This is a genomic window from Nonomuraea sp. NPDC049624 (assembly GCF_040675255.1).
Taxonomy (GTDB): Bacteria; Actinomycetota; Actinomycetes; order Streptosporangiales; family Streptosporangiaceae; genus Nonomuraea.
Map to the genome: position 1 here is coordinate 639,753 of NZ_JBFAOR010000002.1, position 13,111 is coordinate 652,863.

Annotated in this window: 12 protein-coding genes; 8 read left to right on the forward strand and 4 right to left on the reverse strand. The window is 72.5% G+C overall.

All coding sequences use genetic code 11. From position 1 onward, the window contains the following. Window positions 1–36 precede the first annotated feature (36 nt). Window positions 37–1,425 carry a tetratricopeptide repeat protein gene (locus AB0J76_RS09260; RefSeq protein WP_352326944.1) on the forward strand — a complete coding sequence of 463 codons (1,389 nt, stop codon included), beginning with the start codon at window positions 37–39 and terminating at the stop codon, window positions 1,423–1,425. A gap of 34 nt (window positions 1,426–1,459) precedes the next feature. On the opposite strand, the gene ald is transcribed toward AB0J76_RS09260, so the two are convergent. Further along, window positions 1,460–2,569, reverse strand: a complete 1,110-nt coding sequence (gene ald / locus AB0J76_RS09265; protein WP_352326943.1) for an alanine dehydrogenase — start codon at window positions 2,567–2,569, stop codon at window positions 1,460–1,462. A 52-nt stretch (window positions 2,570–2,621) separates the two neighbouring features. Next, entirely contained in the window at window positions 2,622–4,004 is a 1,383-nt protein-coding gene (locus AB0J76_RS09270; RefSeq protein WP_352326942.1) for an aspartate aminotransferase family protein, read from the reverse strand. A 231-nt stretch (window positions 4,005–4,235) separates the two neighbouring features. On the opposite strand from AB0J76_RS09270, the gene AB0J76_RS09275 reads away from it, so the two are divergent. After that, window positions 4,236–5,591, forward strand: a complete 1,356-nt coding sequence (locus AB0J76_RS09275) for a dipeptidase (protein ID WP_352326941.1) — start codon at window positions 4,236–4,238, stop codon at window positions 5,589–5,591. 93 nt (window positions 5,592–5,684) lie between these two features. Continuing rightward, on the forward strand, window positions 5,685–6,455 hold the full coding sequence (locus tag AB0J76_RS09280; RefSeq protein WP_364389208.1) for a phytanoyl-CoA dioxygenase family protein: 771 nt from the start codon (window positions 5,685–5,687) through the stop codon (window positions 6,453–6,455). 361 nt (window positions 6,456–6,816) lie between these two features. Here the strand turns inward: AB0J76_RS09280 and AB0J76_RS09285 are convergent, their stop codons facing one another. After that, entirely contained in the window at window positions 6,817–7,329 is a 513-nt protein-coding gene (locus AB0J76_RS09285; RefSeq protein ID WP_352323108.1) for a helix-turn-helix domain-containing protein, read from the reverse strand. A gap of 124 nt (window positions 7,330–7,453) precedes the next feature. Here AB0J76_RS09285 and AB0J76_RS09290 point away from each other — a divergent pair, with 124 nt between their 5' ends. From AB0J76_RS09290 to AB0J76_RS09305, 4 genes are read left to right on the forward strand one after another with little or no spacing between them, the layout of a single operon-like run. Beyond that, window positions 7,454–8,098 carry an alpha/beta hydrolase gene (locus AB0J76_RS09290; RefSeq protein WP_352323082.1) on the forward strand — a complete coding sequence of 215 codons (645 nt, stop codon included), beginning with the start codon at window positions 7,454–7,456 and terminating at the stop codon, window positions 8,096–8,098. Between the two features lie 57 nt (window positions 8,099–8,155). Then, the gene (locus AB0J76_RS09295; RefSeq protein ID WP_352323083.1) at window positions 8,156–8,725 is read left to right on the forward strand and encodes an ATP-binding cassette domain-containing protein; all 570 of its coding nucleotides are present in this window, start codon (window positions 8,156–8,158) and stop codon (window positions 8,723–8,725) included. Beyond that, window positions 8,725–11,004: a YhgE/Pip domain-containing protein gene (locus tag AB0J76_RS09300; protein ID WP_352323084.1), complete on the forward strand. Its 2,280-nt coding sequence runs from the start codon at window positions 8,725–8,727 to the stop codon at window positions 11,002–11,004. The genes AB0J76_RS09295 and AB0J76_RS09300 overlap by 1 nt, the downstream gene beginning before the upstream one ends. Beyond that, window positions 11,001–11,567, forward strand: coding sequence for a TetR/AcrR family transcriptional regulator (locus tag AB0J76_RS09305; RefSeq protein WP_352323085.1), 567 nt, complete (start codon window positions 11,001–11,003; stop codon window positions 11,565–11,567). The genes AB0J76_RS09300 and AB0J76_RS09305 overlap by 4 nt, the downstream gene beginning before the upstream one ends. 7 nt (window positions 11,568–11,574) lie before the next feature. Here the strand turns inward: AB0J76_RS09305 and AB0J76_RS09310 are convergent, their stop codons facing one another. Next, window positions 11,575–12,096: a cysteine dioxygenase family protein gene (locus AB0J76_RS09310; RefSeq protein ID WP_352323086.1), complete on the reverse strand. Its 522-nt coding sequence runs from the start codon at window positions 12,094–12,096 to the stop codon at window positions 11,575–11,577. Between the two features lie 117 nt (window positions 12,097–12,213). On the opposite strand from AB0J76_RS09310, the gene AB0J76_RS09315 reads away from it, so the two are divergent. Next, a complete protein-coding gene (locus tag AB0J76_RS09315) occupies window positions 12,214–13,095 on the forward strand; it encodes a LysR family transcriptional regulator (protein WP_352323087.1) in 882 nt (293 codons plus the stop codon). Window positions 13,096–13,111 lie beyond the last annotated feature (16 nt).

The following is a 13,111-nucleotide window of genomic DNA, read 5'->3' on the forward strand; positions in this document are numbered from 1 at the left end:
GTTCGCGAACGTATGATCACGTGCCACTCTGTCGCCATGGCCTGGTGGCAGGGAGAGGTGGCGACGCCGGCCGTTCCGGCGCCACGGGTGGGTGACGAGCCGGAGTTGCTGGTGGCCGCGCAGCAGGGCGACGCCCAGGCGGCCCACCGGCTCGGCAAGCTCTACGCCCAGCGCGGCGACCGCGCGGCGGCCCGGCTCTGGTGGGAGCTGGCGGCCGCGGGCGGCAACGTCGACAGCGCCTACAACCTGGGCGTCTGGCACGAGAAGCACGGCAGCCTGGAGGAGGCGGTCATCTGGTACGAGACCGCCGCGGCCACCGGCGACGCGGAGGCCGCCGCCAATCTCGCCACGCTCCTGCTGGAACAGCGCGGCGACGCCGGGGCCGCCAGAGCCTGGTTCGAACGCTCGGCCCTGGCCGGGTCACGTTCCGCAGCCCGCCGGCTGGCCCTGCTGTGCGAGGACACCGGCGAGACCGGCGTGGCCCGCGAGTGGCACCGCAGGGCGGCCGACGACGGCGACCTGGCCTCGGCCCACGACCTCGGCTTCCTGGCCTACTCGGCCGGCGAGGACGAGGAGACCGTGCGCTGGTGGGAGTACGCCGCCCGCGGCGGCCACGCCGATTCCGCCCACTGCATGGGCCTCTACCTGCACGCCAGCCGCGACCCCGAGGGCGCCGAGGCCTACTACCGGCTGGCCGCCAAGAACGAGCACCCGGGCGCCGCCTCCCGGCTCGGCGCCATCGCCCTGTCCCGCGGCGACCTGCGTACGGCCCGCGCCTGGTACGAGCGGGCGGCCGCGGCCGGGCGGCTGGAGGACCAGCGCATGGCCGGGTTCGTCTGCGTGGAGCTCGGCGACACCCCGGCCGCCAGCCACTGGTTCGGCAGGGCGGCGGCGGGCGGCGACGCCGAGTCCGCCTTCAACTACGGCCTGCTGCTGATCGCCGAGTTCGGCGATCTGGCCGGCGGCCGCCACTGGTTCCGCCAGGCGGCGCGGGCGGGCCACCACGGCGCGGCGGTCGAGCTGGGCGGGCTGCTGACGGTGGCCGGCGAGCTGGGCGAGGCCGAGGAGTGGCTGGCCGACCCGCCGCCGCAGGCGTGGGCGCGCACCGCCGAGCCCGAGCTGGCCGCCCGCGCCGAGCTGGCCGCGGCGGCCACCGGCCGCAGGGGCGGCGTGCCGCTGTCGGTGCCCGACCTGACGGAGGTGCTGGGCACCTGGGACCTGGTGACCAGGCCGCTGCACGACCACTCCGACGTGGTCGGCTGGCTGGTGGAGCGGAGCGGGGTGCACCGCAGCGCGGTCGAGCACCTGGCGTCGGTGCGCGGCACGCTGCTGCGCCCCGGCAGCGCGCCGTGGCCGGGCACCGGCGAGATCCAGCACGTCCTCGCCACCGCCCGTGACCTGCGGCGCCGCCTGGGAGTGTGTTAGGGGCGCGACCGCCGGCCGCGCCCCTGGAGGACGATCAGAGAACGTCGGCGACCGGCGTGTACGGCAGCCCCAGCGCCTGGGCGACCGGCTCGTTGGTGAGCACGCCGTCATGGGTGTTCAGACCGCCCGCGAGGCCCTGGTCGGCCTTCAGCGCGTCGCGCCAGCCCAGGTTGGCCAGCTTGACCGCGTACGGGAGCGTCGCGTTGGTCAGGGCGTAGGTGGAGGTGTTGGCCACCGAGCCGGGCATGTTGGCCACGCAGTAGAAGATCGACCCGTGCACCGTGTACGTCGGCTCGGCGTGCGTGGTCGGCCGCGAGTCCTCGAAGCAGCCGCCCTGGTCGATGGCGATGTCCACGAGCACCGAGCCCGGCTTCATCCGCGCGACCAGGTCGTTGGAGACCAGCGTCGGGGCCTTGGCGCCGGGGATCAGCACCGCGCCGATGACCAGGTCGGCCTGCAGCACCTCGCGCTCGATCGCGTACGAGGTGGACACGAGGGTCTTCAGCCGGCCCTGGTAGATGGCGTCGATGTGGCGGAGCCGGTCGATGTTGGTGTCGAGCACGGTCACGTCCGCGCCCATGCCGACGGCGATCTGCGCCGCGTTGAGGCCCGAGACGCCGCCGCCGATGACGACGACCTTGGCGGGGGCCACGCCGGGCACCCCGCCGGGCAGCACGCCCCGGCCGCCGTTGAAGCGCATGAGGTTGTAGGCGCCCACCTGCGGCGCGAGCCGGCCCGCGACCTCCGACATCGGGGCGAGCAGCGGCAGCGTGTGGCCCACCTGCACGGTCTCGTACGCGATGCCGGTCGTCCTGGCGGCCAGCAGGGCGTCGGTGCACGGACGGGAGGCGGCCAGGTGCAGGTAGGTGAACAGCACCAGGCCCTCGCGCAGGCGGTGGTACTCCTCGGCGATGGGCTCCTTGACCTTCAGGACCATGTCCGCCCCCGCCCAGACGGCGTCGGCGTTGTCGAGGATCTTCGCGCCCGCGGCGAGGTACTCCTCGTCGGTGATGTGTGAGCCGAGGCCGGCACCTCGCTGGACGGTGACGTCGTGACTGTTCCGCACCAGCTCGTGAACACCGGCGGGGGTGACCGCCACACGGTATTCGTGGTTCTTGACCTCGGCAGGGACGCCGATCTTCATCGTAGGGATCCTTTCGGAGACCGGCACTTCGTCGTACCGGGTGGGGAGGGTGTTAGAGGCGCGCCCACGCTTCCGAGAGCACGCCCCGCAGGATGGATCCGATCTCGTCGAACTCCTTCTGCCCCGCGATCAGCGGGGGCGCGAGCTGGATCACGGGGTCGCCGCGGTCGTCCGCCCGGCAGTAGAGTCCGGCGTCGAACAGCGCCTTGGACAGGAATCCGCGCAGCAACCGCTCGGACTCCTCGGCGTTGAACGTCTCCTTGGTGGCCTTGTCCTTGACCAGCTCGATGCCCCAGAAGTAGCCCGAGCCCCGCACGTCGCCGACGATCGGCAGGTCGCGCAGGTCGTCGAGGGCGGCCTGGAAGAGGGGCTCGTTCTTGGTGACGTGGCCGAGCAGGTCCTCGCGCTCGAAGATGTCGAGGTTGGCGAGGGCCACGGCGGCCGACACGGGGTGGCCGCCGAAGGTGTAGCCGTGGGCGAACATGTTGTCGCCCTGCTTGAACGGCTCGAACAGCCGCTCGTGCGCGATCATGGCGCCGATGGGCGAGTAGCCGCTGGTCATGCCCTTGGCGCAGGTGATGATGTCGGGCACGTAGTCGAACTTCTGGCCGCCGAACATGGTGCCGAGGCGGCCGAAGGCGCAGATGACCTCGTCGGAGACGAGCAGCACGTCGTACTCGTCGCAGATCTCGCGAAGGCGCTGGAAGTAGCCGGGGGGCGGCGGGAAGCAGCCGCCGGCGTTCTGGACGGGCTCGGCGAAGACGGCGGCCACCGTGTCGGGGCCCTCCATCTCGATGGCGCGGGCCACGCGGTCGGCCGCCCAGATGCCGTATTCCTCCGGCGACATGCCGGGCACGCCGCTGATCTCGTCGGCGCGGTAGTAGTTCGTGTTCGGAACGCGCACCGAACCGGGCACGAGGGGCTCGAACATCTGCTTGAACGCCGGGATGCCGGTGATCGACAGGGCGCCCTGCGGGGTGCCGTGGTAGGCGATCTGGCGGCTGATGACCTTGTGCTTGAGCGGCTTGCCGACGAGCTTGTAGTACTGCTTGGCCAGCTTCCACGCGGTCTCGACGGCCTCGCCGCCGCCGGTGGTGAAGAAGACCCGGTTCAGCTCGCCCGGTGCCTGCTCGGCCAGGCGGGTGGCCAGCTCGGCCGCCTTGGGGTGCGCGTAGGACCACAACGGGAAGAAGGCCAGCTCCTGCGCCTGCTTGGCGGCGGCCTCGGCCAGCTCGGCACGCCCGTGTCCGACCTGGACGACGAACAGCCCGGCCAGGCCGTCGAGATAACGCTTGCCGTGGATGTCGTAGATATAGGACCCCTCACCGCGCACGATGGTCGGGATCTCGTTCTCCTGGTAGGCGCTGTGCCTCGTGAAGTGCAACCACAGGTTGTCCTGCGCGGCCTTCAGGACGTCGTTTTCCGGCTGCGTCATGGTTATCTTCCCTCGTGTCGAACTCCCCACAGTGTGCATCTTCACCTGCGGTTTGCCAAGCGAATCGGTCGCAGCACTATGCAAGAAAATCGAGATCCGCAGAACCGTTGTGTAACCGCAACGAAATCCGCAGGTAGATTAACGCGCGGGTCATGCCCGTTTCCATACGGTGGAACCTTCTGTGATCCAATGAGACCAAACTGTCGAGAACGACCCCCGGGGGACCGTCCCGTGACTCCTGACCAGATCGAGAGCGCCGTCGCCGCCGCGATGCCCCGAGCCATCGAGGAGCTCAAGCGGCTCGCCGCCATTCCGTCCGTGGCCTTCCCCGGGCACCCGGAGGAGCCGGTCCTCGCCGCCGCGGCGGTGACGGAGGAGCTCGTGCGCTCGGCGGGCCTGCCGCACGTCCAGCAGGTCGCCGTCGAAGGCAGCTTCCCCGCGATCTACGGCGAGGCCCCGGCCCCTCCCGGCGCGCCCACCGTCCTGCTGTACGCGCACTACGACGTGCAGCCCGCCGGCGACCTGGCCGCCTGGCGCACGCCGCCGTTCGAGCCCACCCTGATCGACGGCAAGCTGTACGGCCGCGGCTGCGCCGACGACAAGTCGGGCATCATCTCGCACATCGCCGCGCTGCGCGCCTTCCAGGGCCGGTTCCCGGTGGGCATCAAGGTCATCATCGAGGGCCAGGAGGAGTACGCGGGCGAGCGCCTGGAGGCCTTCGTCGAGCGCAACCCCGAGCTGCTGCGGGCCGACGCCATCGTGGTCGCCGACACCGGCAACCCGCGCGTCGGCGACCCGGCGGTCACGACGTCGCTGCGCGGCATGGCGGCCTTCACCATCGAGGTGCGCACGCTGCGCGAGGCCGTGCACAGCGGCTCGTTCGGCGGCGCCGCCCCCGACGCGCTGGCCGCCCTGATGCGCATGCTGACCGCGCTGCACGACGAGAACGGCGACATCCGGGTGCCCGGCCTGCCGCGCGGCAGCTTCCTCGGCCAGGGGCCCTCGGAGGAGGAGTTCAGGAAGACCGCCGGCGTGGCGGACGGCGTCTCGCTGGTCGGCTCCGGCTCGCTGGCCGACCGGCTGTGGGCCTCGTACGCCATCACCGTCACGGGCCTCGACGTGCCGACCGTGTCGGGCGCCGTGAACGCGGTCCAGCCGGCGGCGCGGGCCCGGGTGACCGTCCGGGTGCCTCCGTCCGGCGACCCGAAGACCACGGTCAACGCCGTGGTGGAGTTCCTGCGCCAGGTGGCGCCGTGGGGCGTGCAGGTGTCGTTCGACGACTTCACCGTCGGGTCCGGCTTCCAGGCCGACTCCGGCGGCAAGGCGCGGTCGGCGCTGAACCGGGCGATGGAGCGCGCGTTCGGCCGCCCGCCGCGCGACGTGGGCGCGGGCGGGTCGATCCCGCTGGTGAACACGCTGCTCAAGCAGTACCCGGCGGCCGAGATCCTGCTGTTCGGCGCCGAGGACGAGGACGCCGCCATCCACGCTCCCAACGAGCGGGTCGACCTCGACGAGCTGCGCCGGGTGGCCACCGCCGAGGCGCTGTTCCTGCAGGAGCTGAGCCTGCCGTCGGCGCTCGGCGTCTGAGCTTCGCCCCCGGGCGGAAATTGCGTTGCCCCTCCTGGCCGCCGTTCGTCAGACTGCACGACGTTCCGCGGAAATCACCAGGAGGGGCTGCGCATGTTGACCGACGAGCAGATCGAGTCGTTCGTCGAGGACGGATTCGTCCGGCTTCCCGGCGCGGTTCCCCTGGAGACCGCCGAGCAGTGCCGGGCCGAGCTGTGGGCGGCCAGCGGCTGCGACCCCGACGACCCGTCGAGCTGGACCCAGCCGGTCGTGCGGCTGGGCTGGATGGCCAGCCCGCCGTTTCGCGCGGCGGCCAACACTCAGGAGCTGCACGAGGCCTACGACCAGCTCGTGGGCGCCGGGCGCTGGACCGGGCCCATGGGCCTCGGCACCTTCCCGCTGCGTTTCCCCAGCGACAAGGAGCCCGGCGACGACGGCTGGCACCTGGAGGCGAGCTTCTCCGGCGACGCCGGCGAGTACCGGGTGAACCTGCGCTCGCGCGGCCGGGCCTTGCTCATGCTGTTCCTGTTTTCCGAGGTCGGCCCCGACGACGCCCCCACCCGGGTACGCGTCGGCTCACACCTGGACGTGCCCGCCCTGCTCGCCGATTCCGGGGACGAAGGGCGTGAATGGTTCTCGCTGTGCGGGGACGCCGTGCCGCTCAGCGAGGGGCGCCGGGAGGTCACCGTCACCGGCTCCCCCGGCGACGTCTTCCTGTGCCACCCGTTCCTGATCCACTCGGCCCAGCCGCATCGCGGCAGCGTGCCGCGCTTCATGGCCCAGCCGCCGCTGATGCCGACCGGCCTGCTCGACCTCACCGGCACCGCGCCGACGCCGGTCGAACGCGCGGTCCTGAAGGGCTTGAACGGGACGGCTCCGGCTTAGAACGCCCGGCGGTCCGGGCGTCGCGGACCGGGCGTCGCGGACCGGGCGTCGCGCCAGGGGTCGCGGGCCGGGCGGGTCAGGCGTGGTGGTCCGCCGTCAGGCGCGGTGTCTGCCTGGTCCTGCCGCGGCTGACCAGGCGCAGGCCGGTCTCCACCAGGGCCCGGCCCAGCCGCCGTTCCCAGGCGCGGGCGAGCGTCCCCGGGTGCGGCCGGCGCGGCGGGCCGGTTCGGGCTGTCCGGCCTGTCCGCTCTGTACGGCCTGTCCGGTCTGTACGGCGGCGGCTCTGGGAGGCGGCGCGCAGTTCCTGTGCGCGTACTCGCTCGACAAGTAGGTATAAGTCGGGGTTCATCCTGGTCTCTCCTCACGTCGTGAACGGGAACCCGTACAGGTGCACGGCCACGTTCTCGCGGCCCTCGGTGTCACCCGCCTCGCCGGCCGCCCGGCCGCGGGCCGTCCACTTCGCGACCACGTCGTCGATCTCCTGCCGGAGGTCGCGCAACTCCTCCGCCGTCAGCGACAGCAGGAACTCCGACCCGAAGGACGAGTCCTGCCAGGCTTCGCTCCAGGCCCACTGCGCGTCGAGGTAGCCCTCGTACATCTCGGAGAGCTGGCGGGCGTGCAGGCGGGACAGGGTCTGGTGGACCACGACGCCCTCGGGGCTGTCGCGGAAGTCGGAGTTGCGGGTGGAGAAGCTCTCCGCCGACGTCCGCCACCAGCGCTCCCGGGCGTCGCCCCGGCCTCCTTGCGTCTCCTCGATGAGGCCGTGCGAGGCCAGCTTGCGCAGGTGGTAGCTGACCAGGGAGACCGCCTCGTCCACCTGCTCGGCGAGCTGCGAGGCGGTCGCGAGCCCGGCGACCTTGAGCGCGCGGTACAGCTACGTTTTCTGTCTTACCTCCTCGCCATACTGCGTCGTGAACAGGGACACCGACGATGGGAGCAAGAGCCATGAGCGAGGCACCGCGGGGCGTTTCCGGCACGACGGCGCGGGGGTGAGTCGGGTGGCGACGTTCGCGCTGATCCACGGCGGCGGCAGCTCCGCCTGGGACTGGCACCTGGTCGAGGCCGAGCTGCGCGCCCGGGGCCACCGCACGGTGGCCGTCGACCTGCCGATCGAGGACGAGTCGGCCGGCCTGGCCGACTACGCCGACACGGTCGCGCGATCCGTCGGCGAGGCGGACGAGCTGGTCGTGGTGGCCCACTCGTGGGGCGGCTTCGTCGCCCCGCTGGTCTGCGAGCGCCTGCCCGTGAAGCTGCTCGTGCTGGTCACGGCCATGATCCCGGTCCCGGGCGAGCCGCCGGGCGAGTGGTGGGCCAACACCGGATACCAGGGCGCCGACGGCCTGGACACGATCGCGCAGTTCATGCACGACGTCCCCGAGGAGCTGGCGGAGGAGGAGTTGTCGCGGGGGCGTGCGCAGGCGGAGAAGTCGTCCGTCGAGCCGTGGCCGGGCGCGGCGTGGCCCGACGTGCCGACGCGGTTCCTGCTCTGCCGGGACGACCGGTTCTTCCCGCCGGAGTTCATGCGGAAGGTGGTCCGGGAACGGCTCGGTGTCATACCCGACGAGATCGGGGGCAGTCACATGGTCATGTTGTCGCGGCCGAAGGAGCTGGCCGAGCGGTTCGAGGCGTATCTCACAGTGTGACGCGCCGCATCACGAGGTAATCTTTTGTACTGACCAGTCAGTTCAAGAGATGGGGTTGTGGTGATCGTCGCGGAGGGCTTGTCGATCGAGGGGGTGTACCCGGCGGTCTCGCTGAAGGCGGGCCCCGGCACGCTCACGGCGGTCGCCGGGCCGGCGGGCAGCGGGCGTACGAGCCTGCTGCTCACGCTGGCCGGCCGGATGAAGCCGACCACGGGCACACTCTCCGTCGCCGGGCACACCAGGCCGCGGGCCATCCGCAAGGCGGCGGCGCTCGCGCTGGTCGACGGCGTGACGGATCTCGACAGAGCGCTGACGGTCAAGGAGCACCTGCGCGAGCGCAGGCGCAAGCCGTACCGGGAAGTCCTGAAGCGGGCGGGGCTCACGGCGCCGGACACGACGCCGGTGAGCCAGCTCGACCGCGAGCAGCAGGTGCGCCTCGGCGTCGCCCTGGCCCTGCTGGACGAGCCCGCGGTGATCCTCGCCGACAACGTGGACGCGGGCCTGCCCGACGACCGCGTACAGAAGCTCTGGGACCTCCTGCGCGACCTCGGCGCCGGCCTCGGCACGGCCGTGGTCGCGACCTGCGTGCGCCCGCCCGCCCGCTACGACCACCTCGTGGAGCTGTGATGAAGGGCATGCTGCGGTCCCGGTTGACCCGGGCTGCGCTGGCGGCGGTGATCGTGCTGCCGCTGCTGTACGCCGGACTGTACCTGTGGTCGTTCTGGGACCCCCAGGGCAACCTCGACCGGGTCCCCGTCGCGCTGGTCATGGAGGACCGCCCGGCCACGGTCGACGGCAAGACCCTGCACGCGGGCCAGGACCTGGCCGACGAGCTGCGCGAGCGCAGGACGTTCGCCTGGCACGAGGCCACGCCCCGGCAGGCGGCCGACGGGGTGGCCGACGGCAGCTACTACCTGTCGCTCACCGTGCCCGCCGACTTCAGCGCCCGCCTGGCCTCCCCGTCCGACGACACGGCCACCCCGACCCCCGCCCAGCTCGGCCTGCGCGTGGACACCGGGCGCAGCTACATCGTCGGCAGCATCTCCGACGCGGTCTTCAACGAGGTACGCGCCGCCGCCGAGCGCACGGCCATCCACGACTACTTCGACAAGGTCTTCGTCTCGATCGGCGACATCCATGACGCCACCACCGAGGCCGCCGACGGCGCCGGCAAGCTGCACGACGGCGCGGTCAAGGCCGGCGACGGCGTCTCCCGGCTCAACTCCGGCCTCGGCACCGCCGAGAACGGCGCCCAGCAGCTCTCCGTCGGCCTGAACAGCGCCAACACCGCCACCGGCAAGCTGCGGAACGGCTCGGCCCAGGTCACCGGCGGCATCGGCAAGGCGCAGCAGGCCATCGGCGAGCTGCGCGACGGCCTGCGCAAGCTCCGCAGCGAGGGCACCTCGGAGCTGCGGAAGGGCACCCGGAAGGCGGCCGACCAGGTCCACACCCAGACGCGCGCGGTCAACCAGCTCGCCGACAAGTACGTGCCGGTGCTGAACGAGTGGGGCCCGAAGGTCGCCGACGCCGCCGAGCAGGTGGCCGACGCCGCCGACCGGCTGGCGGACGGCTCCGGCACGAGCTCCGGCACGGGCGCCGGCGCGACCCGTGCGGCGGGCAGCGCCCGCGAGGCCGCCTCGCAGGCGCAGGCCGCGCTCGACCGTCTCGGCGCGGACGCCGACCCCGAGGTGCGCTCCCTGCTGCGCAGCGCGGCGAAGGCCGCGGAACGCGCCGCCGAGCAGGCCGGCTCGGCCGGCGCCGGCGGCACGGGCGGCGGCACGGGCGGCGCCTCCGCCCTGTCCGCCCAGGCCCGCGAGCTGGCCAGGAACGCCAGGAAGATCGCGGCCGTGGCCCCGCAGATCGGCCCCAAGGTCGACCAGGTCAGGACCCAGGTGAACGCCCTGGACGACGGCCTGGCCAAGCTGGCCGCGGGCGCGGCGACCGTGGACGCGAGCCTGGCCAAGGCCGGCACCGGCGCGGGCACCCTCTACCAGGGCGCGGCCAAGCTGCACGACGGCTCGGCCCAGGTCACCAGCGGCCTCGGTCAGCTCGGCGGCGGGCTGGTCAAGCTCAGCGACGGCGCGAGCACCCTGCGCACCGGGGTCGGCCGGCTGCACGACGGCGCGGGCCAGGTGGACAAGGGCATGGACCAGCTCGCCAAGGGTTCGAAGGACCTGGCGGGCGGGCTCGGCGAGGGTGCGGAGAAGATCCCCGACTACGACGCCCAGCAGCGGGCCGCCCGCGCCGACGTGATGAGCGACCCGGTGCGGCTGGCCAAGACGGTCGACAACGAGGTCCCCAACTACGGCACCGGCTTCGCGCCGTTCTTCCTGCCGCTGGCGTTGTGGGTGGGCGCGATGATCACGTTCATGGTGCTCAAGCCGCTGAACCAGCGGCGGCTGGCCGGGACCCAGGGCGCGGTGCGCATCGCGCTGGCCGGCTGGCTGCCCGCGGTGGCGCTGGGCGCGGCCCAGGTCGGCGTGCTGGCGGCGGTGCTGCGGTTCGCGCTCGGCCTGGAGGCGGCCCACTGGCTCGGGGTGATCGGGCTGCTGCTGCTGGCGGCGGCCGCGTTCCTGGCGGTGGTCCAGGCGGTCAACGCGCTGCTCGGGCCGCCCGGCCGGGTGGTGGGGCTGGCGCTGCTGATGCTCCAGCTCACCTCGGCGGCGGGGACGTACCCGATCGAGACCTCGCCCGGGTTCTTCCAGACGATCTCGCCGTGGCTGCCGATGAGCTGGGTCGTCTCGGCACTGCGCAGGCTGATCAGTGGTGGCGATCTGACCGTGGTGTGGCAGGCTTGCGGCGTGCTGTCCGCATTCCTCGTGCTCGGGCTCGCGCTGACCACCCTCGCGGTGGAGCGGGGCCGCGTCTGGTCCATGAAGCGCCTGCACCCCGAGCTGTCGCTGTGAGCAGGCAGGACACCCGGGCGAAGGTGTTCACGGCGGCGGTCGAGCTGATCGCCGAGCAGGGCTACGCGGCCACCACGGTCGACGCGATCGCCGAGCGCGCCGGGGTGGCCAAGGGCACCGTGTTCTACAACTTCGGCAGCAAGGAGGGCCTGTTCTCCGCGCTGCTGGAGCACTCGATCGAGCGGCTGGCGGGCGCGCTGGCCGCCGCCGACACCGGCGGGAGCGGCCTGGCCGCCCTCGACTCGGTCGTGCTGGGCCAGCTGCGCTTCTTCGAGGAGCACGGCCCGTTCGCCCGGGTGTTGCTGGCCGAGATGTGGCGCACCGCCTGGCAGGAGGCGGTGGCGCGGCTGCGCGAGAGCGCGCTCGGCGTGTACGCGGGCGTGCTGCGCAGGGCGGCGGCCGGTGGCGAGATCCGCGCCGACCTCGACGTGGAGACGGCGGCGACCGCCCTGTTCGGCATGGTCCTGACGGTCGCCATCGAGCGCCGCGCCCTCTACCCCGAACGGCCGATCGAGCAGACCCACCAGACCCTGGTCGAGCTGCTCCACGGCCGCATCAGGTGAGGCGGGCTCAGCGCACCGGCAGCTCGTAGACGCGGCGCACGCTGCTGCCCAGCTTGCCGACGTCGGCGCCGTACACGTGCAGCGACACCCCGACCTCGTCGCTGGTGTTGCGCACCATGTGGATGTCGCCGGGCGGGGCGAAGCCGCTGACCTCGCCCGGCCGGTTGTCGGCGCGTCCGATCTCCAGCAGGTGGTCGCCCATGTCGCGGTAGAGCGTCTCGTGCTCGATGCCGCTGAGGATGCCGAACGTGCACCAGGACACGTGGTCGTGGATCACCGTGTACTGGCCGGGACGCCACACGACCGCCACGATCGAGAACTCGTCCTGGGCGTGCAGCAGGTGGGAGGCATAGCGGTCGGGCGTGCCGAGGCGTTCCTCGGGCGTGAGGATGTCCATGCCGGGCAGCCGGTCGCGCAGCAGGTCCGCGACGGCGAACGCGGTCTCGCGGGCGACGAGCTTCCTGGCCACGATCTCGGAGATGCCGGACACCAGAACGTCGAGCCCTGGCCTGGTGGTAGTCGCGACCATGTTCACGGTGTCCCCCTAGAGAGAATGTGGCAATTTGTCCTCCCTCTCTACGGTGGCCCATGGCGATCGATAGGTCCAACAGAAGTCTTCTGGCCCATTGATAGATACGATTGATGAATGCTCGACGTCGCCCGGCTCCGCGTCCTCGTCGCGGTGGCCCGCAAGGGGTCGCTCACCGCGGCCGCCAAGGAGCTCCACTATTCCCAGCCGTCCATCAGCCACCACCTGGCCCGGCTGGAGGCCGAGACCGGTGCCAAGCTCGTCCAGCGGGTGGGGCGCGGCATCCGGCTGACCGAGGCGGGCCGGCTGCTGGCCGACCGCGCCGCCGACATCATCGGCCGGATCGACGCCACGGCCGAGGAGCTGGCCGCCCACGTGGGCCTGCGCGAGGGCCGGGTGCGGCTGGCCGCCTTCCCGTCGGCGCTCGGCACGTTCATCCCGTCGGCCGTCCGCCGCCTGTCGGCCGCCCATCCGGGGCTGCGCCTGGAGCTCACCGAGACCGAGCCGCCCGAGGCCCTCAGGCTGCTGCGCGCCGGCCGCGTCGACGTCGCCGTCATGTTCCGGTACGACGACACCGCCCCCGAGGACGCCGGCCTGCACCTGATCCACCTCCTCGACGACCCCAGCTACCTGGTCTCCGCCGAGCCGGGCGGCGAGCTGGCCGACCACGCCGACTCCCCCTGGATCGCCGGCTGCGACCGCTGCCGCAGCCACCTGCTCGACATCTGCGCCAAGGCCGGGTTCGAGCCGCGCATCTCCTTCACCAGCGACGACATCGTGGCCGTGCAGGCGCTCGTGGCGGCCGGCATGGGCCTGACCGTCCTGCCCGGCCTGGCGCTCAGCGCCCACCGCAACCCCGACGTCGAGGCGACCCAGGTGCCCGGCTCCACCAGGCACGTCTACGCCGCCGTCTACGGCGAGCCGCCGCACCCGCCCGCCACCGGCGCCCTGCTCGAAGCGCTCGGCGCGAGCCTGACGCCCGCCCGGGAAAGCCGTTGACGGTGTCCTTACCATG